The organism is Paenibacillus sp. MABNR03 (genome assembly GCF_050455445.1).
Taxonomy (GTDB): domain Bacteria; phylum Bacillota; class Bacilli; order Paenibacillales; family Paenibacillaceae; genus Paenibacillus; species Paenibacillus xylanilyticus.
Map to the genome: position 1 here is coordinate 82,878 of NZ_JBCIYR010000005.1, position 24,793 is coordinate 107,670.

The window sequence follows — 24,793 nt, forward strand, 5'->3', positions numbered from 1 at the left end:
CACTTGTGCGTATTATTCGCCTTATGTATATTTAGGTTAAAATAATCAAGCATTAGATTCAATAACCACATCACTTCACATGTGTGTTAATACACACACCACATACAATGTGTAGAAATGTACAGGAGGACGACGCTATGGATAAAATAGACCGCAGAATCGTAAAGTCCAGACAAGCGATTCAATCAACTTTTTTGCAAATGATCATTCAGGAAGGGTTTGATAACATCACAGTTAAACATCTGACAGAGAAAGCCAATGTAGGTCGAAAAACATTTTATCTACATTATCTTGATAAATACGATCTGTTGGATCAAATGGTGGACGACCATATCGCACAACTGCAAGAAATATGTGATCAAAAAAAGGATATCGGCATAACTGAAGGTTCACTTATGTGGTTTTCTTACTTTGAGCTTCACAAATCATTCTTTGCTGCTTTATTTCAAAGTGACAGTGCTTCAGCCTTTCGCAAAAAGCTGTTGTCCTTTACTATGGGAGAGATTGATAAAAAGTTGAATGATGAAACACTTCCGATCATCGATAAGCGTATTTTTTTGAAGTTTTTGGGGATGGCAACCATGGGTGTACTTGAATCCTACGTATTGGACGAAATAGACAGTGATATCGAGGCTGTGTCAGCGCAAGTGGTTCAGTTATATATGACACAATTAACTACTAGCTAATGAGATCTATTATATGTCTTCCTGATTGTAAAATTAAAATATCCGCTTGCTGGAGAGCAAACGGATAAAACAAGAACATTGTACCATTTCAATTAGACAATTAGACATTAATGATGCATTTATCATTATAAAAATAAATTCGGCTTCTCCATTATAGTTTGGCTTGTTTGTTTATTATATGAAGTGTTACATATTATAAAAACTTGGAAATCTCAACACAAACACCCAGTCGTGTTCCGTTTGACTTCACGATTCTTGTGAAAGAAAAGGATCATGTGCCTCAAAACCAGGTCAACTCCTGGCATGGTTCTCGTGATACATAATCAATTCACTTACGTTGGGGAACTCCTCTTGTAACAAAGTCATTAAATTGGTGTTATCAGCGCAGCAGGAGTAGCAATTAAAATTTCAAAACGATGTTGCCTTTTTTTCAGGCGCACTAACAACTTTCACTGCAATGTGAATTTCCGATAAATCAAATTCCGTGTAGCTTGATAACATCGTTTTCGAATTGGTCCCTACCTCAATAGCTGCTTCCATGTCTTGCATACGCTCTTCTGCCATCGCATCTTCCTGCCAGGTCAGGATTGTTACCCCAGCGTAAGCGCCTTGACAGAAAGAGTAGTCATATCTGACGGTCCATTTGCTAAAGAACCGTATGAAACGATGCCGCCTTATTGTGCTAACGTCCCGTTAGTTTAATAACCTGCTATACATCCTTCTTGCGACGCATAAAGCTAAATCTATATTAACATACAGAATCCAACTTTATAGGGAGGTTTCGTTAACCTTCTAACAAAACCACTTCTGACCTTACTCCTCACTATCTTTCTGTTCAATTACAATTTGCCAGCCATTAGCTTTACCTGTTAAATATCCTTGCTCATAGAAATCTATTCCTTCAGAAGTGATGCTTAGCGCAACCATTTCAGGTTTTTTTCGACGGGTTGTGCGATTATATATCCTTTATCCAATAGATAAGATATTGCTCTATGCTTCTCTATATGTTCTGTTTGATAGAATCTATCTCTTTCCACTAGCACAGCAGAATTTTTAGTAAACCAAGCTGTATATAATTCTTCTGTTATGTCATACCTCTCCTGTATCCTTTCCTTAATTTGGATCTCCCGTTTATTAAACATGCACACAACCTCCATTAATGAGATCAGGGAGTTGTTTTTAATTGGGCTCCCTGGATAGCGGTGAATCGTACCAAATTGTTATTGAGCTAACTTTCCCGTTAGTTTGATCCATGCTCGTTGAAGCTATTCCAGCTTAAATACAATCTTTGTTCCCGTCTCCTTGTCACTGAATGGCTTAATATATTCTATGAACGTTAATTCAAGTCCTGAAGTTTTATCGGGTAGTGGCGGAGATATTACATAATTGGTTGAAGCATGACCTGCGTGGCTGCCACCATGAATCATGCGGCAATCATATTGTTCTCCAATTTGCAATTCAAAATGGCTGCGAGGCTTAGAGATGGAGGATACCTCTGACATATTCACATCCCAATCGATACTAAAAGTCACTACACTTGCGTTACTGTACTGCCTGATTGAATTTATAGTATAGAAAAAGCTTCCTTCTTCGACTGACTTTAGAACAGGTATATATTTTCTAAAGTGTGATGGTTCAATTATTGGCTTATAAAACTCTTCACTTCTAAAAGTTCCGAAAACAGCTTTCAGAAAGTCCTCGTAAAGTTCAAAAGTTTCAGCCCATACAGAGATATATTCAAATGGCGGGAAACCAGGATTGTTGTTTGAAATCTGCTTCCGAAGTTTCAACATCTCACAAATTTGCTCGTCAATTTTAGAAATCCGTTCGTCATAGTGCTCCGTTGGTCGTTCAAAAGGCATTCGTTTCAAACTTTGATCTCCCCTTTACCTTGCTTTGTTATCGACTTCTCCCAGAGGTTATTCTCCAACTTCATTCAATTAACCTGCCCGTTAGTTGAACAAAAGCAGCCGATCACAATTGACCGACTGCCTTCTTTGTTAAGCTATCGTTTCCCGTTAACTTAATCTTGCATCTCGTCGGCACGTCATATGAACTGTTTCTGGCTGCTCTTATTTCATCACTGTCATTTTCAAAATAAAATTAGCCTCCAGATTATTCGAACCTTGGATTGGTAGCATGTGGACGTTCGCGTACAAAAAAGTTGTCATGGTACTTTTGACGAAGAGTACTCATCATTTGACGATTTAATTCAATGATCAACGCCTGCTGGATTAACGAGCTTTGCGTTGTTTGTGTACTGACAGGGTTTCTTCGCCTGAAGCTGGAGTTTTTGATTAGCAAAGTTAACCCGAGCGCTAGAACGACTGTCAAAATTAGCTTTATCAAATGCAAGCAACTCATAGTTGGGATATTTTATTTTCTCAAAATGAGGAGTTGAATACGCTTTTGAACTAAACTGTCCATTACATGAACAAAGGCAACCAATCATGTAGATCGGCTGCCTCCTTGGTTTTATTGAGCTATCATTTCCCGTTAGTGTTAACTTATGGGTGCTGTTTGCTTCAATATTCTCCTTTTATCACAAAGAACGTACCTCGAATTGTCCCAGCCAGTTTGGACTTCTGTCTAGCAAATTTAAACTTCTTTTCTTCCAGCTCTTGAGGCACTTCCATCCCCTCTGAAAGCTTAAAACCAACGGCCCGCTTTTTGGGGTTATCCAATGTATACATGATGTTGACCGCCAGACCATCTTCATAAAAGACGTAGGCCCATCTAATATTATCCACTTGAAAATGAGATGTTTCCAATGGTTTGGCCGCAAACTCAATACCACGTTCTTCTTTCAAAATTCGGCTCACGTACGCAAGCGTCTCCTGGCTCTCGCCGGCTGGTACGACCGTAAATTCATGCTTGTATTTGTTCATAAAGTAACGGGCTTCATTTGCTCGCATACCAGCAAGCGCTTCTGCTACTGGTGAAGATTCTAGACCAACTGTGGACACATTTTTAAAACCAACGATAGGGGACATCCTCGTTCCTCCTCTGATTTCATTTACTTCTCCACAACTGGAATCCACATTTCCCCATATACTAGGCCGTCTCGCTGCCCCATCTCAACCGTTGCATTGGGCCCGCCAACATAAGCAAAATCGTCTGCTGCTGGCAAGACTTGACCAAAGGCGATACCAGTCAGCCTATTACTCAACTCATCAGCCGTCTTCCCTTCCCCTTTGACGACGAGGTATTGTCCTTTAGGGAATTGGATCACTCGGTGTTCTTCTGGTACCGATGCTTCGGTCATGACACCGGCATAATACATCATCTTGTGATTTATCGCTTCGTTCACGGCAAAAATGTAGTCGTTCGCAGCGACGGCCTTTAAAGTGTCAAGCCTTCCATCCTGCGCCACGGATTGCCAAAAGTCTTGCTTCTCCTTGTTCATACCTGCATAATCCGTGTAATCGCTCTTCAACTCCGTGCCAATACCTAGAACGATAAAGCTGTCTTTTTTTTCAATGGTATACACTGCCATGATAAACACTCCTTTTTCTGAAATGGATCAAATGAATTGTTTTTCACTTGTTACGTCTATAATAACTATAAATCGTGTCAAAATGTGATACTGTTTATCGGAGCCATGCACGAACTTTTGTTAATTTCCCTACCCATTACAGTTTGCGGCTTTTCGGACGCAGCGCCCAAGAGGCAATGCCAAGCACGGCATAGAAAAGCGGAAGAATAATATGGAATCCGTAATCACCGTAATCGTTAGCGAACGCATGGGATAGGGCAGCACCCGTCATGAGAAAAAAGAGACCGCTATAAGCCCATTCCTTAAGCCGGGGGAAACCTGGCATTACGATCACGATGACTCCAAGCAATTTCCAACCTCCAAGAATGTTCGTGACATATAAAGGGAAACCAATATCGGTCACCAGATCGACATTCCCCCCATATCGCATCAGTTGTCCGATACCGCTTAATGCAATGGAGAATGCGAGTACTATTGTGACAATCCAATAAGCGACTATCCTTCCAATAGGACGGTATTCTTCTTTCGCAATTTTTTCATTACCGATGATCGTACTCATTCTCATTCCTCCAATGATCTCGTTTATTTTGAATTGATCAAATGATTTGTTATTTCACTTGATACGTTTATAATAGCTATAAATCATGTCAAAATATGATACTGTTTAGAGGGCCAAATGAAAAAAATTGAACGGATTAACATCATCATGCGGTACATCAATAACCGCGCTCAATTTACCATTTCTGAAATCATGCGAGAATTTAACATCTCTCGTTCAACAGCCATTAGAGATATCAGAGAAATTGAAGCAATGGGGATGCCTCTTGTCGCCGAGGTTGGGAGGGACGGGGGTTATTTTGTTATGAACAACTCTGTCCTGCCGACTGTCCGCTTTACCGATAATGAGATTAAAGCACTATTTATTGCCTTCATGGCCACAAAAAATCAACAGCTCCCATATCTCAAGAGTCGCCATTCTTTAGCGGAAAAATTACTCGGTCTTATCTCGGAGAGCCAGCAAGATGATCTCGTGCTGTTAAATCAAACCCTGTTGTTCGAAGGAACCAACCCCCACAATCCCGACCTGCTTGATCTGTCAGATCTGCCCCATCCTATGTTAGAACAATTGATCCAAACCATTCTTATGGACAGCTATTTAATGGTTTCCGTCGAGGAATCGAGGCAAATAAAATCTTATCCCATCTATTTGTTGCACCTTTACCGCGAAAAAAGCTCTTGGCAAATTGAAGGCTTTGATCTCGAGGAGGAAAAGAGGCGGATTATTCCTGTCGACAATCTCACAGATGTCAAACCATACCCTAAGAAAAAAAGAATAAATAAGAAGAAGATTTTAGAACAACTAAGCAAGCAGGAGGAAGCCATCAACCTTGTCCTAGAACTTGGTCCAAAATCGATTGCCCAGTACAAAAAATACCATCCCTTAAAAATCTCAATTTCATACACAAATCCTTTTCAGACTACGGCTATTTTAAAGACTTTCATCAATGTTCATCATCCGGATGAGTTGGCCGAAATAACAAATTGGCTGCTTTTCCTAGGTCGAGATATTAAGGTCAGGGAAATGCCGATAGAGGTTGTGGAACGTTTGCAGGAGAGTATAGCTTTATTAGGGAACTCGTGAGAATTTAATTTAATTTGCATTTACGATCTATTAGGGAGCCCCCACTATTTACAACTTTGCAAATTACCTAGCCTTACTTTCTACCTGAATCGCAAGCCCCCCAACATTCCTCGGTTCACTGCAAATGATCTCAAACTAGCCTGCCCGTTAGTTGAATAAAGGTAGCCGATCATGTTGATCTGCTGCCTCCTTTGGTCTTATTGAACTAACGTTTCCCGTTAGCTTAATGACTTGTGACGCCTTTCACCGTGATGAATTCATTCAAATGCTAAGTAAATACATCATTGTACAAACAAAAAAACCACTCCCGACATGAACTGCACCCCAATTGTTAGACACCTTCTTTCGATGAAATGTTGAATAACCGCCCCATAAAGGGGCGGTTTTCTTAGGCTTGCATAAATGCTTCTAACGGTTCCAGAATCGCGAACGTCTTCTTTGCATCCTTCTTCCGTTGCTCATCATAGAGTTTGGTCAACTCTTCGAATGATTTAGCTTTAATCTTCGTATAACTCGATTTGGTGTATCTGATTATGTACGTCTTTACCCCTTCCTCTTCACTCCACTCGTAAACGACATCATATTTGTCCCTCAAATTCTTTAAATGAAGTGACCGGCGCAACACTGCAAAGTGTTCTTTAATGGCTTCATCGCATTCCTCCATAATCTTCTCGTATGTGCAGCCAACTCGCATCAGAATCTCCGATGCCCGTTCATCGCCGTATCTCGCGAGAAATTCCTTTAACGAAACCAGCCCATATAGCAATATTTGTTCCTTGTCATTCGGATTCCTGTATTCATAACAGCCTACAACCAAATTGCGGTCGGTCATCTCCTCCTTACTGAATTGCATATTAAACAAATACTCGAGTGTCTTTTGCTTCATAACGGTTTCCAACATCTGTTCTTTATCAATCCTGATGCCCGTTGTCACCCACGGAAACGGTAGTTGGCCGTTACCTTCACGCGGTATGCTGCCCCTAAGATTCAAAATCGGCATACCCGTAGCAATTGCGTACAACCTGTTATATCCTTCGCCCGCGAATATTTCCTGTTCTTCTAGCATGTGTCCTGCCTCCTTTTAGTACCAAGTTCCATTCGGCGACTATTATCCTGCCCGTTGGCTAATGCCGGCTGCCAGTCTACAACTTTATTTTCATGGTCTTATACTTTTATTTTCCAGTCTAACAATTTATTTTCACAGAACAGCTGAAGCCCAGGCGACCGTCACGCCGCTGCTCTCTCCGATCCGGACGAGATCCGCGCAGCTTCTAGCGCCCACAGGCACAGCTCACACCCAGGACGGCCCACTAGTGTACTTCTTTTACAGGCTAAGAGTGATGTCCGGATTATAAATTCCTGAATGACGTTAACCTATTTGCTGCTGCGACTATAATTATAGATTACTGAGTGCTGTGAAGTCATTAAGGATGTAGTATATAATGGTAAAAAAATAGACCTTATAACTTGACTGTATTTTTGAGCACATCGGATAACGAATACGCGGAGGGATGGTTTTGAACCGGAGGATTTGGTTTCTGGCTGTAATCACATTGATATTAACAGTAGCATTAACAGCCTGTGACAGACATTCGACATCAGAAAAAAAAGCAGCAACCGCGAAGATTGAAAAACACCTGGCGGAAAAGTATGAAAAGGAATTTGCAGTGAAAACAGCTGATGATCTCTTTATACATGTTCCTGGAGAACTCACTGGAGATGCAGTGGGCTTTGAAACACAGGCTTATCCGGTAGATGCGCCCGAAGAAACGTTTAAGGTAGAGTATTGGGAAGAAAAGGGCATCATTGAGGATGACTACATAAATCACCTTATGGCAGGGAAATTGAAGAGCGAATTATCGGAGCTCATATCTCCCATTTTGGGCAGAGACATTAAAATCGACGCCGGATATGATAACGGGGCCTGGGGAAATATGCCGGATACTAAATACACTCCCGCTACATTAACCGGGGATTATGATTACTCTGCTCTTGTTGACGTATATGTGAAGCAAACGAAGAGCATAGATAAAATGGCTGAGGCAAAAAACATTGACCTAATCCAGAGAAGCTTGCTGCAAAAAGGGATAGAGGATGTAATGATCGCTTTCTACTACATGAGTCCTGATGAATTTGAGCTTATTGAGCAAATCAGAAAAGAAGATGAAGAGAACAATCTCTATCAGATATGCCGGGCCTCTGCCTCATGCATAGTTGCTTCCGGAAGGGTAGATGAAGGCGAAGTTGTGGACGGCTATAACCAGATATTGGCGGAGTTTGACTTGTACAGAGAGGCTCCTTATCAGCCCGTGGAGTAACAAAAGCAGCTGAATTCGCTCTTTATTGATTGTTTCGTCATTTAAAAGAACAGCAGGGCAGAGATTCTCTTCTATTGAAGAGTCTCTGCCTTTTTTTGATCTCCTGTGGGGTGCTTCAGCACGGAGCAGCGGTTCGTTCGCAGAGCGTCCGGAGGGAAATAAACTGCTCCCTCCGATCCGGACGAGATCCACGCTGCTCCACAGCGCCCGCCGGCGCAACTCACACACCCAGGACGTTCCTATTCAACTATCCTGCCCGTTAGTTGAACAAAAGCAGCCGATCACGATGGTCAGCTGCTTCCTTGGTTTTACTGAACTAACGTTTCCCGTTAGATCAACAAGTAATAGGGTTATCATGTATTATAATAGTGGAAATTTAATGAAGGGTAGTGTTTTTTAATTGAAAACTTTTTATTGTGATCTGGAAATCACTTTAAATGTCATTGGCGGGAAGTGGAGGCCTCTTATTCTGTATTATTTAATAAAAGGTCCTAAACGGACCGGTGAATTGAAAAGGCTCATACCCACAATATCTCAGAAAATGTTAGTCCAGTCGTTGCGGGAGTTGGAGAGTGCTAATTTGATTATAAGAAAAATGTACAATCAGGTACCACCAAAAGTGGAATATTCAATATCAGAAATGGGTATGTCACTTGAACCCACTTTGCGAGCTCTTTGTGATTGGGGCCAAAATTATGCAGAGAAGAACTTGAGCAAGGATGAATATCGGAGATTAAATGTAGAATAGAGCAATTTCATTGACCCATTTATTCTGCACTTCATCGCAATTATCACTTTTTAGTTACTATATAACCTAAAAGTACGTACTATTTTAAAAGTTATAGATGGAACATAATAAGACTTGTGGCCATGAAGAAAATCAAAGAATTAATAAAAGGAGTCGTATGTAGGTCGATAAGTTTTTGGAGGTGCGTTATGAAATTTGGCTTTATTGGTGCTGGAACAGTTGCTCAAACACTGGCGAAACATCTATTGCTTCACGGTCATGAAGTTATTCTCAGTAATAACCGTGGTCCCGAAACGCTCTCAGATCTAATAAGCTCGCTCGGTGCTGGCGCAAAATCCGGAACACCGTCAGAAGCAGCTGAGCAGGACTTTGTAATATTATGCGTGACGTGGGCGCAAATGCCTGCTGCTTTGTCAATGGTTCCTGACTGGACAGGCCGCGTTCTTATTGATGCTACCAACTGTTTTGAAAATACAGAACCTCTGCTTGGTGAATGGTCAGGAAAGAATTCAAGTGAAATCGTAGCCCAATATGCTCCGGGTGCTCATGTAATTAAAGCTTTTAACAGTGTTCCGATGGAATGGATTAAGGATTACACGGAAGAGAAGCCGAAGACTGTCCTGTTCATGTCCGGTGACAACATCCAGGTAAAACAAGTCTTGAAAGAAATTTGGGAGAAGATTGGCTTTGCCTGTATTGATCTTGGATCCTTGAGCCAGGGCGGTCTGCTGCAGCAAATAGGAGGACCTCTCGCCGGATTGAATTTAAATCTGCTGGATCAATACACTGTACGATAACGTTATTCTATACTGCAACTGGTTTATCAATATAAGTTCAAAGGGGTTACTAATATGGGGAAAATACTTATTACTGGAGCAACGGGTAATCTTGGCAGCAGGACGCTAAACTTTCTTCTTAAAAAGGTTCCGGCAGATCAGGTCGCTGTATTGGTACGTGATCCGCAATCCGAAAAAATCGAAAGGTTTGTTAAAGAAGGTGTGGAGGCCCATCAGGGCGACTATTTTGATTATAACTCCCTTTTGCGAGCTTTTAATGGTGTTGACAAAGTCATGCTTATCTCCGCGCAAGCATTTACCGACCGTAATACGCAACATTTCAATGTCATCGCAGCTGCAAAGCAGGCTGGTGTTAAACAAGTGATCTTCACGTCGATCATACGAAGAGAAAATTCAAATCTTATTGTGCCCGAAGTGTCGATGTCAGACTTATTTGCTGAACAAACGCTTAAAGCATCCGGATTAGCTTATACCATTCTGCGGAATCCACCGTATCTTGAAGTCATGCATATGTATTTCGGAGATGCGCTTAAAGCCGGCGTGCGAGTACCAGAGGGTTCCGGCAAAGTTGCCGCTGCATCTCTGGATGATTTGGCGGCAGCTAACGTAGCCGTTCTCACCCAACACGGGCACGAAAATAAGACATACACTCTAAGTGGCAGCGAGGGAAGCTCTTTTGCAGACATCGCTGAAGCCCTCTCGGAGATTAGTGAGATGAATATCCCTTATGAGGCAGTTAGCGAAAAAGAATATATAGACTCTATGGTAGCGAATGGCTTGCCTGTTTTCATGACTGACTTTTTATTAGGCTGGGTGCGAGGAGTCAACACTGGAGAGTTTTCGGAGAAATCCGGGGATCTTGAACGTCTGATTGGCCGAAAACCTATGACATATAAGGAATTCTTTAAATATCAGTTTTCTAAAGTTGAAGATTGAAAGCTGGGTATGTTTTAGACTAAATTTGAAAAAGAAACAGCGACAGCCAAGGACGAGAAAATTGACTGTCGCTATTTTATTGAGCTAACGTTTCCCGCCCGGAATGACTTATAATTCGCTTTACTACTCGTTAAGGTCTACTTCTAAACCGTTTAATTGCATCCTCAGTCACTGGGTCAAAGAGGTTAAGAAGGTTGCCAGCGGGATCGCGGAACAGCATAGAACGATTCCCCCGATCTTAGTCGTCGGCTGCCTTCGGGTCATCAATAAGCTATAGTTTCACGTTCACACGTTGTTTTCCATCTGACTTGAACCGATAGTGAGTCAAACCTTTCGTATTGGCAAAGGTGCTGAATGCCTTCCACGAATCGGTGCAGAGTATATTTGTCTCGGACAATCGACCACCAATTGCTTCATCCAATTTTGACGTTCGTATGCGACCACGCCCAAGAACGCCAGAGCATAAGAGATTCGTAAAAAAGTCGATCCATTTGGCAAGACGTTACTTAATACATCAAAGACTCAGTAAAATCGAGATATATGTTCCCTAATTCATCCAAAGTTCCTTAACCTGCTCTACCAGATTATTAAGTGTTTTTCCATCTGTTTGTTTCGTAAAACTCTTCATCTCTTCACTTTCCCCTTGATATGCAGATAAAACATAATTCTCATCAACAACATAATAGGTGGCATACCTCGTAAAAGAATAACTTCCTTGCTGTTCAGGTGCGGTTCCCTTTTTCACAGAAGCAACGATTTTCATGCCGGGTTTCAAATCTGGTTCGATTCCAATGAAATCAGCATTATAAAATAAGTTCGTGGTATCCTCCACATCTTCTCCCACGATCACTTCGTCCACTTTGACTTCATACGAAACAAATGTTGGCTTATAAGGCTCTATACCTCGGGCTTTGTCTTTCTCCGCAGCATCACCTTCTGGAGTCCCTGGTTCAGCAGTTAAGGTAGATTTAAAATTAGGATTTTGCTTAATAACTTCAGCAATAACTACTGAATCTGACATTTCGAGAATTTGATCGAAAGGAACGTCTACAGTTTGTGCTAGACTAGGATTTCCTTGAGAAAGTGGGTACTCTGTGCGGAGTTCTGCTATTCTTTCGTCAGAAAGACTTGAGGCGATTTGTTTATCACTAGAGCAACCCAAAACGACTAACACTAAGCTGAACAATAGTATTGTTAATGGGATTTTTTTCAACGTTTTCTCCTTCATTTCAGTATTTATTATTAATGTCATTTAGATCGTGTTGTCTAGGTACATAATAACCTTCATATTTACCACCGGTCCGCATAATTGATTCTACACTTGTAGGATAATAATTAGCATTAGGATGACCGAGACCTAAGACATGCCCAATTTCATGAACGATAGTAGCAACTTTATGATTACCGGGGTTAGAACTACTATAGTTAGCTACATATGGTGTCATATATATTTGAGCTGACGAAATCCTTTTCGAAGACTGTTGCACAGTTGAAGAATCTATTACGATTCCATCCGTTGTCTTGAGATCTGCAATTCCTAATGTACCTGCCCCTCCCACTCCAAATCTATCGGACCAATATGCTTTTGTGCCAGAAGCTACGTCAACGTTCGAAGAACCATAACCGACCTTATCAATTACAACTTTTTGAGAATATGTTGACCACAATGTAGCAGCCGTAGAGTAAGCGCTTGTATAATCGGAGTTTAATCGATCACCATTTACTTTAAGATAAGGTTTCCCGTTACTAACAGGGATCGCTGTCCAATTAGGAGCTGACCCAGAATAATGCATTTCACCTTCCCATTTAATATGCTTCTTAAGTATCGAATCGCATGTGTATTGCTTAATATTCAGTCGTAATAAGTTTTATAACCCTCGAATGCTTCGGGTACAAGCAAAAATTGGACCTTGGTAAAAGAATGTTTTATTTGTTTTTTCATGAATGATCCTCTTCCCTAAGTTCAGTATACTTTCTTCATTTATGAATTAATCTTACACGTTAAATTCAACTAACCTGCCCGTTAGTTGAACAAAAGCAGCCGATCACATAGATCAGCTGCTTTTTTCATATTATTGAGCTATCGTCCTCGTTAGCTTAATCCGACATTCCTCAGAGCGAGTGGCATCTACAACAGGCAACTGCTCGATCTCTTCCAAGCGGATTTTGGTATCTGAAAAACGCCACCTGCGAGCTTATTCACCATGTTTTCACGCTGCCCGTAAGCCTCCTGTCTTTCCTCTCTTCCATCAGCCTATTAACAAACGGAGCAGGAAGTGTACGCCTAAAAAAAGGACACTAACTCAAGTACCGATTTCGGATGATCCCCAAGTGATGGAGTTCGTGTCCCGCACAGACGTACGCAAGGGCGCGCGCCGTAATGCTTACGTTGTTGGCTGTCCCTTTGAGTGACCACGCCTCCGCCGGCAACCCGCGCAGCAGAGTGATCGTCGATTGCCGTACGGCCTGGTAGTCTTCGGCCAATTGTGCGATTGTCCAGTTTCCGAAAGGAGGTATGAACGATTCCTGGTCGAAACCGGGTAGAGTCGTCTTGTCCCCTCTTGAGAATCGAAGCAGGCGGTAGGCCATAACGCGTTCGTTGTCCGCGATGTGGCCCACGACTTCTTTCAGCGTCCATTTTCCTTCCGCATACCGATACGCACCCTGGATTTCAGTCAACGATGCCAGTAGCTCATTCATTTGCTTTTCCTGAGCTAGCAAAATGTTGATGATGTTGCCTTCCGGCACCAACCGGATATACTCGCTGAAGTCCCCGGCGTATTCTTCTTCTGACGGTCTTTGGTTCATACGTGGTCCCCTCTCTATGGAGATATAGAAGATCATAGTACCCGTCTTAATTATATGCTATCGTTCTCTGTGATTCAGCCTTCTTTTCAAAAGGAATCAACTTGACTGAAAACCTGCAGTACTATGCTAACCCACCGAATAAAGTACAGCTACGAATAATAATAAATCCATGTCTCCTTCCGAAAAGTTGTTGAACTAAACTGCCCATTAGTCTAGTAAAAGCAGCCGATCACTTTGATCATCTGCTTTCTTGGTTTTATTGATCAGAAGGTTCCTAACGAGCTCACAATCACCTTCATATGCCCATTAACGCCACACTTATTGGGAAATAACAGATCACTTTATGCATTAAGTCACATATCACTTTATTCATACGATACCAAAAGCAAAAGACGCCGCTGCATCTGCACGGCGCCTTTTCTTTTCACTACATCCAATACTAGAGCCTCTCCATCATCAATTCAGAGTCAATGAATTCATTTTCGTTCATCACTGACTGAATTCTACAAACAGTGAAATCGTCCAACACGGGGAACCCATCCCTTCATTTAATGAATGTTTATCTGTCTTACCAACTGGACTTGGTTACACCCGGAATCTGTCCCTGATGGGCCAGTTCGCGGAACACAATGCGGGATACCTTGAACTTGCGCAAATACCCTCTTGGACGTCCCGTCAGTTCACAACGATTTTTCAGTCTAGTCGGTGAAGCGTTGCGCGGCAGCTTCTGTAATGCTTCATAGTCACCTTTCTCTTTCAGCTCCCGACGCAGCTCTGCATGCTTCGCTACCGTTGCCTGACGTTGTTTTTCGCGTACGACCTTCGATTTTTTGGCCATGGTTTGGTTTACAGCTCCTTTATCAGTTGTTTTGTGAATGTTTAGTATCAAACGGCTTCTACAGGCCAGGGCAGCGGATTATCAAAACGTCCCCAGTCGGCTTGCATCTCCTCATCGCTGAGCAGGCACTGGTCCAGCTCATCTTCAATTACGGCACGTTCCATTTCAATCCCGATCATCACCAGCTCAGTCTGACGATCTCCCCACTGGGTATCCCATTTGTCCAGCACATCCGGCTCGGTACGAAAAATGAATTCCCTGTCCGCTTCTGGCAAGGCCGCAACCCAATGTCCGGCGGGACCGAACTGAATGGAAGGACCTGCCTGACTCAGGCTTGCCGCCACATCTCCATCGGCTGCCAGCCAAACCAGCCCTTTGGCACGAACGACCTCTTCCGGCCAGCAGCTCATGAATTCAGCCAGACGTGAGGGATGAAATGGTCTTCTGCGGCGATAAACGAAGGAGCCAATCCCGTACTCTTCCGTCTCCGGGGTATGTGACTCTTTCTCCAGCTCCTGAATCCATCCGGCGGACATGCTCACTTTTTCAAAGTCGAAGAGGCCCGTGTTCAGAATCTCAGCAGGATTCACCTGCCCATTCACCGTCCGAATGATTTTGGCATGGGGCTGAAGCTTACGGATGACACCTTCAAGCTTGTTCAGCTCTACGTCATCAACCAGATCGCATTTGTTCAGCAGCAGGACATCACAAGTTTCAATCTGGTCAATCAGCAGGTCCACCACGTCACGGGTATCTTCATCTCCTGTGGCTTGGTTTCGATCCAGAAGACTCTGTCCTGAGGCAAAATCATGCCAGAACCGGTTGGCATCCACCACCGTTACCAGGCAGTCCAGCTTCGCCAGACTCGTCAGATCAATCCCCGACTCTTCATCCGCATATGTAAAGGTCTGTGCAACCGGAACAGGCTCACTGATCCCCGTGGATTCAATCAGGATATAATCGAACCGCCCTTCATTCACCAGCTTCTCAATTTCCTGCATCAGATCATCCCTGAGCGTACAGCAGATGCAGCCGTTGGACAGCTCGACCAGCTTCTCTTCTGTTCTCGAAAGTGCTGCCTCTCCCTTGACCAGCGCTGCATCGATATTCACCTCACTCATGTCGTTCACAATAACTGCGACCTTAAGCCCCTGCCGATTGTGCAGTACATGATTAAGAACTGTCGTTTTGCCTGAACCAAGGTAACCGCTGAGAACCGTTACCGGAACTTGCTTTTGTGTCATTTGAATCTACTCCTTATAGTGGCAGCCAATATGGTTTCGGCCTTATTAGTAATTATTACGATTAACAACAATGACTATAATCCTGTTGGCTCCTGTTGTCAAATCATTTTTATAAAAAAAGACCTACGGCCTGTTTCCGGCAGGTTCGGATCATCATGATACGCACCGGAAAAGTCAGTCCATAAGCCTTTAACTTTTTTCTTTCAGATAGGCGTTCGAATCAAGCCGCACGGGTGGTGCTTAACACCCACATAACACTTGCTCTGCACACCAATCTCCCTTAGTTCGCAGCAGCGGATCTTTTCCCATTCCCTGCTTCCATCCGCTGCCCGAAAGCCCAGACCAGAATCATGGCTGCCACCGAAAGAAACGTGCAGATCGTAAACATGGTAGAGTATGAACTGCTCTGAACAATCAGCCCCATGGCCAGCCCGCCCAGGGAGAACCCCAGATCATAGGATGACATGAAAATGCCCATAAGCACATACCTGGAGTCGGCAGGGAGAACGAAAGACAGGTAGGTGGTTAACGTCGGGTACATTAAGGCCAGGGCAAAACCACTGAACACTGCAGACAGATACACCAGTGGTCCAATGAACTCCAGCAGTGCGAGCATCTGGGTTCCCAGCGCCGCACACAGCAGCAATCCTGTCATCAGCCAGGTATTCCAGCTGCCGTCAGACGGTATTTTTTTGCGCAAAATAAATCGGCACAGAATAACAACCAGCCCCTGAATCGTTAAAAACACCCCGGCGCTCGCCATTCCGGTCGAAACCATATACAGCGGAAGAAAGGTCGCGGTTGCTCCAAATACACAGGAAACGAACAGCATGACCACACTGCTGATTAATAACGGTGTACTGCGCCAGAGGCCGCTGAATGAGCACACCATGTCCCGCAGCGTATATGATTTATTTTGCACTGTCTGCCCAGGCAGATCCACACGATATCCGATCAGAAGTGGACATGCAGCCAAACCGATCATCAGTACAGTAAACCAGATATCGCTGGCATTTTCCCAGATCTGTATAGCCAGTATCGGTATAACGAGAGATGGAACCATCGTAAAAAGTGTATACATGGACAGTCCCTGTGCCCGGTCCTTGTCCTCCAGCTTCTCCACAATGCCAGCCTGCATGGTCATGGAGAAAAACGCAGTCGCCACGCCCTGCAATGCCCGCAGCCAGAGGTACGTATCCACATCACCGATCATAAACAGCAGCAGCGTTACGGCATGCAAAATGAGTAACCCCTTCATGACCCGGAGTGGGCCATACTTCCCCAAAAGCTGTGCCGCAAATGGTCTCAGCAGCATACAAGTGAACATGTACGCCCCCATCATCAAGCCAATCTCGGCCTGATTCAGACCAGCTGCCTCACTTCTCAGAGGAAGAATAATCGTTAAAGCCGAGTTGGCGGCAAAAAATAAAAAGGCCAAAACATAAAACCGGATAAACGAAAAGGATACCGGATTTAATTTGCCATATGACTTTGCAGAAGAATCCAATCTGTCGTCCCCACTTTCTCTCTATTGCCGGAGCACGCTTGTCGATAACGCAAGGTTAATTAGCCTGTCAATTTCACTTAAATCGTCATGGTTAGGATTAAAAAATCAATTTATCTTATACTGCTTTTCTTGTCAATGAATTTGTAATCTTTACGATTAAACAGCATGACGAATGGAATAAAAAAAAGCTGACGCTCATTGCATCAGCCTTCCATCTATTTCGTACCTAAAATTAATCCCCTGCGGTCATACGCAAAAATAATCATGGCTGCTCCCAATAGGGCACAGATGATATACATCCAGGAAAAGGATAATACATCGGCAACGGGTCCCATCATGACTCCCCCAAGCGAGACTCCCAGATCAGCCGTCGCGATGAACAAACCGATTAATACGTTCCGGTTCGACGGTGGCAAAACAAAAGACAGATAGGTCGTCAACGTTGGATATACGATAGCCTGCGCAATCCCCATAAGCCCAGCGCCTATATAGAAAATGGTCGCACCTGCCTGGATGGAGAAACCGACGCACGCTGCAGCCAATGTCAGAAGCAGCATGGTTCCCATCATAAACGATGAGTGCCACCTTCCGTCCGAAGGAATCCGCTTTCTGAGAAGAATGCGGGCAACCACCACGACCGCAGCCTGGATCATCAGAAAAACACCGGCATTTCCGTTATTCAGTTGTGGGGCATACAAAGGAATGAACGCCGTAATGGCGCCAAATATAATGGACGAGATGAGCATCATGACACTGCATTTGAACAAAAACGGATTCCGGACCAGTTCACCGAAGGACTCCAGCATCTTGGACTTCTTCCCTGCCTGATCCGGAGTGGTCTCTCTAACGTGTTCCTTCGTCTTGTCCATCCTGACACTGTAACCGAAAAGTCCCGTCACCATGGCAATGGCAATCATGAATATCGAGAAATAATCCATGCCTCCTGTATTCCACAGTCCCAGAGCAAGAACAGGACCAGCAATGCCGGGAATGTAGGAAAAGAGTGAATAGTATGAGATCCCCTGTGAACGATCCTTCTCGGGCAGTGCATCAATAATACCGATCTGGAGCGCCATGGAGAAAAAGGCGGTAGACACACCTTGCAGAGCACGGGCTACAGAATAGCCCCCCAATCCGGTAAAGGTATACAGGATCAAGGCTAATCCATTGAGGATCAGGATGATCCGCAGTACCTTGATTGGTCCATGTTTCTGAATAATCTGGCCAGCCCACGGCCGGAAAAACATCGTTGTGAACATGTACGCTCCCATGACCAGGCCGATGACTGTGCTGCTTGCACCCAACGATTCACCCCGAAGAGGGATAATCACGTTGAGTATAGCGTTAGCACTAAAATAAAAGAGGGCCAATATATATAAACGCAGAAAAGGCCATGACAATGCTCCACTCACGCTGAGTTCTCCTTTAGAATGTGATTAAATGATCCAGTAACTTCCTCGCATACTCGGACTTCACGTGTTTCAACTGCTCGGTGGGTACCATTTCTTCAATCTGGCCCTCTCTAAAAATGATCACCCTGTCACAAATGTAAGCAGCCGCCTGTATATCATGGGTGATAAAAACATAACTCATATGATACATTTCCTTCAGCTCTTTCAGCACATGAAGTACCTGAGTCTGGACCGATACATCCAGCGAACTGATCGCTTCGTCCAGCACAATGCACTGAGGCTCTGTGGAAATCGCTCGGGCGATACAAACCCGTTGTACCTCTCCCCCGGACAATTCATGCGGGTATCTGGATCTGTATGAGCTGTCCAGTCCGACTTGGCTGAGCAAAACATCTATTTTGAGCGAATCCGAGTTTCCTTCCGGCTTCTTCTTTTGTATTCGCAACGGTTCCATAATGGCTTCCTCGACAGTGAAAAACGGATTGATAGACGACTTGTAATCCTGGAATACTGCACTGATCCTGCCACGTCTCACTTTGCTGTCCAGCACGGATTTTCCCTCCAACAAAATCGTCCCCTGATCCGGTCGCTCCATCCCCATCATCAATCTGCCCAAGGTTGACTTCCCGCTGCCGCTCTCGCCGATGATGCCCAGGCATTCCCCGCGTAAGCATTCGAAACTGACATCGTGCAGCACTGGCTTTTTGTTCCTTGTAAACAAACCGCCCTGTGAATAGGACTTATGAACATGGTCAACTTTTAGCAATGATCTGTTCCTCCTGCATCAATTGCCTGAAATGATTGCTTAACTCCCAGCGGGTGGATACCAAATACTGCGTGTACGGATGCTGTGGCTTCGTAAAGACCGAGCGGATGCTGCCTGACTCCACAATGTTCCCGTCCTTCATGACCAGAACGTCATCCGCAATCTTTCGTACGACCCCCAAATCATGCGAGATAAAGATCATCGAACATCCCATCCGTTCACGCAATTGAATGAGCTGCTCAACCACTTCATATTGAGAAATTGTATCCAGAGCTGTTGTGGGTTCATCCGCGATGATCACATCGGGCTCCAGAACCAGCGCAAGAGCGATCATGATCCGCTGCAGCATGCCTCCCGACAGCTGATGAGGATACTGATTCATGATTTCCAGCGGATTTTTCAGCATCACCCGTTCCATGGCTGATTTCATGTTTTGCTCCACTTCCTTCGCATTCCAACCGTAATGGGCTTGAAGGGTCTCTCTCAGATGAACGCCAATCACACAGGAGGGATCGAATGCACTCATTCCGTACTGGAGAATCATGCACAGATGACGACCTCTTCTTTTTCGCATCTCCTGTTCGGTGAGCCTGTTCAGATCCTCCCCTTTGAACAGAATCTGACCCGATTGCCGGATGGCCGGTTTATTCAAGCGCATGATGGACCTGCATGTAATCGATTTGCCACTTCCACTCTCTCCTACAATGGCGAGACAATGACCATGCTTTAAGTGAAATGAACTGTTGTGTACAATAACCTCTTCCGTGTGTCCATCCCATATTCTCAGTTGATTAACTTCCAATATATTCATAAGAGACCTGTTCACCTCTCTTCCTTCCGCGAGGCTTGATGCTCGTTTTGGAGGTCATCAATTTGGGGTCAAGAGCCACCTGCAGCGCATCGGACAGGAAATTGAATGCCGATACAACCAGAACAATCGCCAGACCTGGCGCGAGCATCAGCTCCGGCCTGGAGAACATGACCTCTCTTGCCTCATTCAGCATCATGCCCCACTCGGCTTGCGGTGCCTGAACGCCTAATCCGAGAAAAGACAGACCCGATATTTGCAGGATCATGGAACAGACGGAGCTGCTTGAAATGACAGCAATATCCGAGAACGTAACAGGCACAATGTGCTTGTAAATGATGCGCAGGTGGCTGATTCCGGACGCCCTGGCAAATTTCACATAGTCCATCTCCGAATATTGCATGACCGATGTACGAATAACCCGGGCGAACCATGCCCATTTCATGACAACAAAGGCAATCAAAATATTTTCAAGGCCGGCACCCAAAATGCCAACCACCGCAAGTGTCATCACGTAACCCGGAAAAGAAAGCATAATATCACAGATTCTCATCAAGATTGCATCGGTTTTCCCTTTGAAATAACCGGAGATAAACCCGATGAGCGCCCCCAGAAGAACAGAGGCGAGCAAGGCAACCAGAACCCACAGCACACTGGGACGAATGCCATAAATCAGCCGCGACAGAATACACCTGCCCAAATGATCATTGCCGAGCAGGTACGACCAGGATGCAGATGCATATCTGAGCTTCATATTCACTTCTTCGGGGTCATGCGGTGCAATCCAAGGAGCAATTATGCCAGCTATGACCATCACAACGATGACGACAAGAGACGTCATGGCGAGTTTATCCTGGCTTAAATTCCGGAGTATTCTCATTAGAAATCCTTTCTGAGCTTGGGGTTCATCGCCGCATTAATGATATCGGAGAGCGTATTGAATAATACAAACGTGACCGCCAAAATAAGCACATATGCCTGTATGATCGGAAAATCCCGGCTGAGAATGGATCTGACGCTTAACCTTCCGAGACCTGGCCAGGCAAACACGTTCTCAATAACAACCGTACTTCCAAGTACAATCGGTATAGCCATGCAGAAGATCGAAACCGAAACCTGCAGCGAATTCCGCAAAATATGGAGAGTTACCTTTCTCTCCGGAATTCCGCTGGCTCGTGCATACAGGACATAGTCTTCATTTAAATTGCTTAGCATGGAGCTTCTCACATTCCTGAAATAGATCCCTACATAACTTACCGTAATGACGATCACCGGAAGAATGTAGCTCTGAACCGAATCCATCCCGCTGGTGGGCAGCAGATCAAGCTTGACGGAGAAATACCAGATCAGCAGGGCCGCAAGCCAGTAAGATGGAATCGCAGTCAGCAAGAAAGAGAATCCTCGTACGGACTTGTCTGTCATCTTTCCTTCCCTCATGGCGCATACCACACCTAACAGGATCGAGAACAGAATAATGAACACGGACGATATGATCGTCAATTTGAGCGTATTCACAAATGCGGGCCAGATCAATGACCAGACGGATTTACCAGTGACATAGGAATCACCAAAGTCCAATTGCAGGCAGGCCATCAGCCAGTTCCAATACTGAATCAGAAAAGGCTGATCCATCCCAAGCTCTGCTTTGGTTTTTGCAATCAATTCGTCCGTAATCTGCGGGACTTCCTGTGCCTGTAATACAACAACAGCAGGGTCCAGCGGCGAGAGATTGATCAGAACAAAGGTTAGAAACGAAATAATCAGCAGCAGGGGTATTGCTAGCAGAATCCGTTTGACGATATAACTCCCCATATCCAGCTCCTTTTCACACAAGATCGGATTGCTTCTATTGGAACTTCATTCGCTCGAATGGCAGTTCATATTGGGTCTGCTTAAACGTAATGCCATCCAAATTTTTCGGTGCAACTACGGTCATGCTTCCGTTCGTAATCGGAATAAACACAGCCTCATCATGGACCATGGTCATAATGTCAGCGTACAGCGATTTTCTTGTATCCTCATCGGTGGACACCATGACCTCTTCAATCTTGGCATACAATTCCTTGGCACCAGCCATCCCGCTTGTTGTATGCAGATAGGCTGAACTGGAGGCAAAAGCGGAAATCGTGCTCTGAGGATCATAAGCCAGTCCCCAGGTTTGGTTGAACAGCAGATCATATTCACCCGTGGATCTTCTGTTTGCGATAGAAGAAGATTCTTCCCCAATAATGGATAACTGAATACCAATGCCTTTCAGTTCATTTTGAATATATTCAGCCTGCGTTTTTTGGGTGGAGGAGTTACTGTCGTAATAAAGATCCATCGCCAGCTCCTGCCCATTTTTGGTTCGAACAACATCACCACTCCCTAAAATCCAGCCCGCTTCATCCAGCAGCTTCTGGGCAGAGCTCACATCATAGTTACGTACCTTTAATTCAACGTTGGCGTAATTTACATTGGAAGAGAACAAGGTCTGAGCAGGCGTCTGTGTCCCGTCAAAAATATCATTGCTGATGGTATCCCGGTCTATGGCATGCCAGATCGCTTCCCGAACCGCTTTATCACTGACCGGGTTATCCTTTTTGCTGCTGTTGGCCGCAATGATACTTGTGTTCATCGGTTCACTGCGTACCACCTGATACTCTCCCGAATCTGCCAGTTGGTTCATCGCTTCGACGTCAATGCTGTCAGCACCCCGGTCATCCGTGAACACGAAGTCGATCTCTCCTTTTTGCAATGCCAGAAAAGTGGTTTCGCCTGCCGGGAGAACTTTGGCAACAATGCTCTGAATTTCGGGTTTGCCACCCCAATAGTTTTCGTTCGCTTGGAACGTGGCATTTTCATCTACATTGTGCTCCGTAAGCATGTACGGCCCTGTTCCATGGTAACCATTAACTCCATCCTTCGTTCCACCATTGATCATATCTTTGGGGGACAGGAACACATAGGGTCTGGTCATGGACAATTCCACCAATGTGGGATAATAGGTACTGGACAACACCAATTCAACGGTATATTCATCTATGACGTTTGTACTCACAATTTTGGTAGACAGTTTAATCCACGCATGTTTCTCGCGATTCGCCTGAACCGCGTCAAAATTGACTTTCACCGCCTCAGCGTTGAAGGGTTCCCCATCCTGGAACTTCACATCTTTTCGTAAATGAAAGGTGTAGGTCTTTCCGTCTTCAGAAATATCCCATGATTCGGCAAGCAGGGGCTTGATTCCCTCAGCCGTGTTCTCTACCAGCGACTCATACATCATACCTTGGGCAGGCATGGAGCCTGTGTATAGATGGGGATTCATATCATTAATGTCTTTGGCAGAGGCATAGATTAAACTCGTTTTCTTCTCTCCCTCTGCCGCTCCTGTCTGCTCGGCCCCCTTTTCGCCGCAACCGGTCATGACGGTCAAAACCAGTGCAAATACAATACTTACGCCAAATCTGGATATTCCCTTTTTCACAACATGTCCTCCTGATGATTGATTTCGAGTCCCTCGCAGATCATGTTCAAATCTTCAGCAAAAGTTTGAACCCGGAATGCACCCGACAATGGCAGATCTCTCTGTTCCTGTGCCACCTGCACCAATTTGTTCTCATAGGCTGCAATGAATTTATCTATGGTGGGACAACTCACCCTGAGATGCCTTGCAATGCCCTGAATGATTTTGATGCGGTAATAATCTTCTTTGGGCATCCTCGGGATTTCAAGCTGTCCCTCCCGGTTCACGAACATTTTTCGAAAGGGAACGGCCGAAAAGTCAAAATATTTTCCTTGTTCATCCGGCTTCGAGAAAGGATCGATAAGTAATGAGGTATACCGTATGTACAGCAAATACTCCTGATGTATGTCCTGCAAATCGATAAACTCTTCGATATCATGACGCGATAAACTCTGTAAACGAACCGGATAGTTATCGTCTGTCATGAATTGAAGCAGGTTGAGAGATGGTATGTTCAACCGGTCTGTAATACCCATAATTTCTTTCCAACCTCTGAGCATATCCCGAATCAGATATTGGGTTACAGGCCCTTCCGGGTAGATCTTGTAGACATACGTTTGAATATCAGAGCCTCCAAAAATCGCATTCAAAGAAAAATCGTTCATGAATAATGGAGGATGCACATAAAGCGAGATGTTTCGTGTCTCCGCCTCAAACGGAGAGTCCATCACTTCCAACTCCATACCGAGCTGCTCAACCATTTTGCATAATTCGTATATCCGTTCTGAAGGATTCTGCGTAGAACCGATATACAGTTTTTTCTTCACCCCAGTTGTCACAACATGATTGGAGGGATGACCATCCATCCACCTTGTATCCCCGCAATAGGTGGAAAAACTAATCACTTCGGCCCTGCACCCTAATTCACAGACATAGTGATGAACGAGGCGATTCGAACCAAATGTGGGGGACACCAGCACCATGCATCGAACCTTTTTCAGTACTACCGGGTCGATCTGACTCAAGACCTCGATATATGCGTCTGTCGTGACAGACAGAATCAGCGTGTCCCACTCGCCTTCAATTCGACTGTACGCGGTAAAAACCCGATCCACAGTACACTGGCCTTCCACGTTCCGGTGTTTCTCATTCTGAACACTTACGCGAATATGCTGGTCATTTTGTTTTAATGAGGCGAAGAAATCATCGGATCTGACCGATTGCCTTCCGGCAATGCCAATGTAGGACCCTCGTTGTTTCTTGAAAAGTACTGCTAACTGAACGGATGCAGGCCCTGTCCCCATAATTAAGACCCGGTTAAAATCAATCATATCTGGCCTCC

The 24,793-nt window shown here is 44.5% G+C and carries 26 protein-coding genes and 1 pseudogene; 6 read left to right on the forward strand and 21 right to left on the reverse strand.

Features of this window, described 5'->3' with window-relative positions; all coding sequences use genetic code 11:
* Positions 1–137: 137 nt before the first annotated feature.
* The gene (locus AAIH57_RS23325; RefSeq protein ID WP_175395031.1) at positions 138–686 is read left to right on the forward strand and encodes a TetR/AcrR family transcriptional regulator; all 549 of its coding nucleotides are present in this window, start codon (positions 138–140) and stop codon (positions 684–686) included.
* 408 nt (positions 687–1,094) lie between these two features.
* On the opposite strand, the gene AAIH57_RS23330 is transcribed toward AAIH57_RS23325, so the two are convergent.
* From AAIH57_RS23330 to AAIH57_RS23355, 6 genes are all read right to left on the reverse strand, one after another.
* Positions 1,095–1,250, reverse strand: a complete 156-nt coding sequence (locus AAIH57_RS23330) for a hypothetical protein (RefSeq protein WP_430023172.1) — start codon at positions 1,248–1,250, stop codon at positions 1,095–1,097.
* Positions 1,251–1,600: 350 nt separating this feature from the next.
* On the reverse strand, positions 1,601–1,828 hold the full coding sequence (locus AAIH57_RS23335) for a hypothetical protein (RefSeq protein ID WP_430023173.1): 228 nt from the start codon (positions 1,826–1,828) through the stop codon (positions 1,601–1,603).
* Positions 1,829–1,951: 123 nt separating this feature from the next.
* A complete protein-coding gene (locus tag AAIH57_RS23340; RefSeq protein ID WP_430023278.1) occupies positions 1,952–2,548 on the reverse strand; it encodes a hypothetical protein in 597 nt (198 codons plus the stop codon).
* A 663-nt stretch (positions 2,549–3,211) separates the two neighbouring features.
* Positions 3,212–3,679 (reverse strand): phage tail protein, encoded by a 468-nt coding sequence (locus AAIH57_RS23345; RefSeq protein ID WP_175395035.1) that lies wholly within the window; start codon positions 3,677–3,679, stop codon positions 3,212–3,214.
* A gap of 23 nt (positions 3,680–3,702) precedes the next feature.
* Positions 3,703–4,182 carry a GyrI-like domain-containing protein gene (locus tag AAIH57_RS23350; protein ID WP_430023174.1) on the reverse strand — a complete coding sequence of 160 codons (480 nt, stop codon included), beginning with the start codon at positions 4,180–4,182 and terminating at the stop codon, positions 3,703–3,705.
* Positions 4,183–4,318: 136 nt separating this feature from the next.
* Complete coding sequence (locus AAIH57_RS23355; protein WP_430023175.1) at positions 4,319–4,741, reverse strand: DoxX family protein; 423 nt, start codon at positions 4,739–4,741, stop codon at positions 4,319–4,321.
* A gap of 117 nt (positions 4,742–4,858) precedes the next feature.
* Between AAIH57_RS23355 and AAIH57_RS23360 the strand changes: the two genes are divergently transcribed.
* Positions 4,859–5,824: a helix-turn-helix transcriptional regulator gene (locus tag AAIH57_RS23360; RefSeq protein WP_430023176.1), complete on the forward strand. Its 966-nt coding sequence runs from the start codon at positions 4,859–4,861 to the stop codon at positions 5,822–5,824.
* Positions 5,825–6,212: 388 nt separating this feature from the next.
* Here AAIH57_RS23360 and AAIH57_RS23365 read toward each other — a convergent pair whose 3' ends face one another.
* On the reverse strand, positions 6,213–6,890 hold the full coding sequence (locus tag AAIH57_RS23365) for a hypothetical protein (RefSeq protein ID WP_430023177.1): 678 nt from the start codon (positions 6,888–6,890) through the stop codon (positions 6,213–6,215).
* 451 nt (positions 6,891–7,341) lie between these two features.
* Between AAIH57_RS23365 and AAIH57_RS23370 the strand changes: the two genes are divergently transcribed.
* The 4 genes from AAIH57_RS23370 to AAIH57_RS23385 all read left to right on the forward strand — a co-directional run bounded on the left by AAIH57_RS23370 (position 7,342) and on the right by AAIH57_RS23385 (position 10,623).
* On the forward strand, positions 7,342–8,142 hold the full coding sequence (locus AAIH57_RS23370; protein ID WP_430023178.1) for a hypothetical protein: 801 nt from the start codon (positions 7,342–7,344) through the stop codon (positions 8,140–8,142).
* Between the two features lie 400 nt (positions 8,143–8,542).
* Positions 8,543–8,890, forward strand: coding sequence for a winged helix-turn-helix transcriptional regulator (locus tag AAIH57_RS23375; protein ID WP_108465545.1), 348 nt, complete (start codon positions 8,543–8,545; stop codon positions 8,888–8,890).
* Positions 8,891–9,078: 188 nt separating this feature from the next.
* The gene (locus tag AAIH57_RS23380; protein ID WP_430023179.1) at positions 9,079–9,687 is read left to right on the forward strand and encodes an NADPH-dependent F420 reductase; all 609 of its coding nucleotides are present in this window, start codon (positions 9,079–9,081) and stop codon (positions 9,685–9,687) included.
* A gap of 54 nt (positions 9,688–9,741) precedes the next feature.
* On the forward strand, positions 9,742–10,623 hold the full coding sequence (locus tag AAIH57_RS23385; protein WP_430023180.1) for an SDR family oxidoreductase: 882 nt from the start codon (positions 9,742–9,744) through the stop codon (positions 10,621–10,623).
* Between the two features lie 286 nt (positions 10,624–10,909).
* Here the strand turns inward: AAIH57_RS23385 and AAIH57_RS23390 are convergent.
* From AAIH57_RS23390 to AAIH57_RS23455, 14 genes and pseudogenes are all read right to left on the reverse strand, one after another.
* A pseudogene (locus tag AAIH57_RS23390) lies at positions 10,910–11,083 on the reverse strand (IS1595 family transposase); the annotation flags it as partial.
* 87 nt (positions 11,084–11,170) lie between these two features.
* The gene (locus AAIH57_RS23395; RefSeq protein WP_430023181.1) at positions 11,171–11,836 is read right to left on the reverse strand and encodes a hypothetical protein; all 666 of its coding nucleotides are present in this window, start codon (positions 11,834–11,836) and stop codon (positions 11,171–11,173) included.
* A gap of 16 nt (positions 11,837–11,852) precedes the next feature.
* Positions 11,853–12,416 (reverse strand): zinc-dependent metalloprotease family protein, encoded by a 564-nt coding sequence (locus AAIH57_RS23400; RefSeq protein ID WP_430023182.1) that lies wholly within the window; start codon positions 12,414–12,416, stop codon positions 11,853–11,855.
* 505 nt (positions 12,417–12,921) lie between these two features.
* Positions 12,922–13,431 (reverse strand): DinB family protein, encoded by a 510-nt coding sequence (locus tag AAIH57_RS23405; RefSeq protein ID WP_430023183.1) that lies wholly within the window; start codon positions 13,429–13,431, stop codon positions 12,922–12,924.
* A gap of 568 nt (positions 13,432–13,999) precedes the next feature.
* A complete protein-coding gene (rpsN, locus tag AAIH57_RS23410; protein ID WP_430023184.1) occupies positions 14,000–14,269 on the reverse strand; it encodes a 30S ribosomal protein S14 in 270 nt (89 codons plus the stop codon).
* Positions 14,270–14,316: 47 nt separating this feature from the next.
* Positions 14,317–15,513 carry a GTP-binding protein gene (locus AAIH57_RS23415; RefSeq protein WP_430023185.1) on the reverse strand — a complete coding sequence of 399 codons (1,197 nt, stop codon included), beginning with the start codon at positions 15,511–15,513 and terminating at the stop codon, positions 14,317–14,319.
* Between the two features lie 280 nt (positions 15,514–15,793).
* Complete coding sequence (gene cntE / locus AAIH57_RS23420) at positions 15,794–17,020, reverse strand: staphylopine family metallophore export MFS transporter CntE (protein ID WP_430023186.1); 1,227 nt, start codon at positions 17,018–17,020, stop codon at positions 15,794–15,796.
* A gap of 215 nt (positions 17,021–17,235) precedes the next feature.
* Positions 17,236–18,432: a staphylopine family metallophore export MFS transporter CntE gene (gene cntE, locus AAIH57_RS23425; RefSeq protein ID WP_430023187.1), complete on the reverse strand. Its 1,197-nt coding sequence runs from the start codon at positions 18,430–18,432 to the stop codon at positions 17,236–17,238.
* A 13-nt stretch (positions 18,433–18,445) separates the two neighbouring features.
* Positions 18,446–19,198, reverse strand: a complete 753-nt coding sequence (locus AAIH57_RS23430) for an ABC transporter ATP-binding protein (protein WP_430023188.1) — start codon at positions 19,196–19,198, stop codon at positions 18,446–18,448.
* On the reverse strand, positions 19,185–20,009 hold the full coding sequence (gene cntD, locus AAIH57_RS23435) for a staphylopine uptake ABC transporter ATP-binding protein CntD (RefSeq protein WP_430023189.1): 825 nt from the start codon (positions 20,007–20,009) through the stop codon (positions 19,185–19,187). The genes AAIH57_RS23430 and cntD overlap by 14 nt, the downstream gene beginning before the upstream one ends.
* Entirely contained in the window at positions 19,990–20,886 is an 897-nt protein-coding gene (gene cntC, locus AAIH57_RS23440; RefSeq protein ID WP_430023190.1) for a staphylopine uptake ABC transporter permease subunit CntC, read from the reverse strand. Before cntC ends, cntD begins: the two co-directional genes overlap by 20 nt.
* Positions 20,886–21,818 carry a nickel/cobalt ABC transporter permease gene (gene opp1B / locus AAIH57_RS23445; protein WP_430023191.1) on the reverse strand — a complete coding sequence of 311 codons (933 nt, stop codon included), beginning with the start codon at positions 21,816–21,818 and terminating at the stop codon, positions 20,886–20,888. The genes cntC and opp1B overlap by 1 nt, the downstream gene beginning before the upstream one ends.
* Positions 21,819–21,852: 34 nt before the next feature.
* Positions 21,853–23,472: a staphylopine-dependent metal ABC transporter substrate-binding lipoprotein gene (gene cntA, locus AAIH57_RS23450; protein WP_430023192.1), complete on the reverse strand. Its 1,620-nt coding sequence runs from the start codon at positions 23,470–23,472 to the stop codon at positions 21,853–21,855.
* Entirely contained in the window at positions 23,469–24,782 is a 1,314-nt protein-coding gene (locus AAIH57_RS23455) for an opine metallophore biosynthesis dehydrogenase (protein ID WP_430023193.1), read from the reverse strand. Before AAIH57_RS23455 ends, cntA begins: the two co-directional genes overlap by 4 nt.
* Positions 24,783–24,793: the final 11 nt, after the last annotated feature.

Excerpts from the sequence above, each read along its gene's own strand:
- opp1B (WP_430023191.1), bottom strand. The coding sequence starts at position 21,818 with ATGGGGAGTTATATCGTCAAACGGATTCTGCTAGCAATACCCCTGCTG.
- AAIH57_RS23345 (WP_175395035.1), bottom strand. The coding sequence starts at position 3,679 with ATGTCCCCTATCGTTGGTTTTAAAAATGTGTCCACAGTTGGTCTAGAA.
- AAIH57_RS23360 (WP_430023176.1), top strand. The coding sequence starts at position 4,859 with ATGAAAAAAATTGAACGGATTAACATCATCATGCGGTACATCAATAAC.
- AAIH57_RS23330 (WP_430023172.1), bottom strand. The coding sequence starts at position 1,250 with ATGGCAGAAGAGCGTATGCAAGACATGGAAGCAGCTATTGAGGTAGGG.
- AAIH57_RS23415 (WP_430023185.1), bottom strand. The coding sequence starts at position 15,513 with ATGACACAAAAGCAAGTTCCGGTAACGGTTCTCAGCGGTTACCTTGGT.
- cntD (WP_430023189.1), bottom strand. The coding sequence starts at position 20,009 with ATGAATATATTGGAAGTTAATCAACTGAGAATATGGGATGGACACACG.
- cntC (WP_430023190.1), bottom strand. The coding sequence starts at position 20,886 with ATGAGAATACTCCGGAATTTAAGCCAGGATAAACTCGCCATGACGTCT.
- AAIH57_RS23380 (WP_430023179.1), top strand. The coding sequence starts at position 9,079 with ATGAAATTTGGCTTTATTGGTGCTGGAACAGTTGCTCAAACACTGGCG.
- AAIH57_RS23325 (WP_175395031.1), top strand. The coding sequence starts at position 138 with ATGGATAAAATAGACCGCAGAATCGTAAAGTCCAGACAAGCGATTCAA.
- AAIH57_RS23350 (WP_430023174.1), bottom strand. The coding sequence starts at position 4,182 with ATGGCAGTGTATACCATTGAAAAAAAAGACAGCTTTATCGTTCTAGGT.
- AAIH57_RS23340 (WP_430023278.1), bottom strand. The coding sequence starts at position 2,548 with ATGCCTTTTGAACGACCAACGGAGCACTATGACGAACGGATTTCTAAA.
- AAIH57_RS23400 (WP_430023182.1), bottom strand. The coding sequence starts at position 12,416 with ATGCATTATTCTGGGTCAGCTCCTAATTGGACAGCGATCCCTGTTAGT.
- AAIH57_RS23385 (WP_430023180.1), top strand. The coding sequence starts at position 9,742 with ATGGGGAAAATACTTATTACTGGAGCAACGGGTAATCTTGGCAGCAGG.
- AAIH57_RS23335 (WP_430023173.1), bottom strand. The coding sequence starts at position 1,828 with ATGTTTAATAAACGGGAGATCCAAATTAAGGAAAGGATACAGGAGAGG.
- AAIH57_RS23405 (WP_430023183.1), bottom strand. The coding sequence starts at position 13,431 with ATGAACCAAAGACCGTCAGAAGAAGAATACGCCGGGGACTTCAGCGAG.
- AAIH57_RS23355 (WP_430023175.1), bottom strand. The coding sequence starts at position 4,741 with ATGAGTACGATCATCGGTAATGAAAAAATTGCGAAAGAAGAATACCGT.
- rpsN (WP_430023184.1), bottom strand. The coding sequence starts at position 14,269 with ATGGCCAAAAAATCGAAGGTCGTACGCGAAAAACAACGTCAGGCAACG.
- AAIH57_RS23365 (WP_430023177.1), bottom strand. The coding sequence starts at position 6,890 with ATGCTAGAAGAACAGGAAATATTCGCGGGCGAAGGATATAACAGGTTG.
- AAIH57_RS23455 (WP_430023193.1), bottom strand. The coding sequence starts at position 24,782 with ATGATTGATTTTAACCGGGTCTTAATTATGGGGACAGGGCCTGCATCC.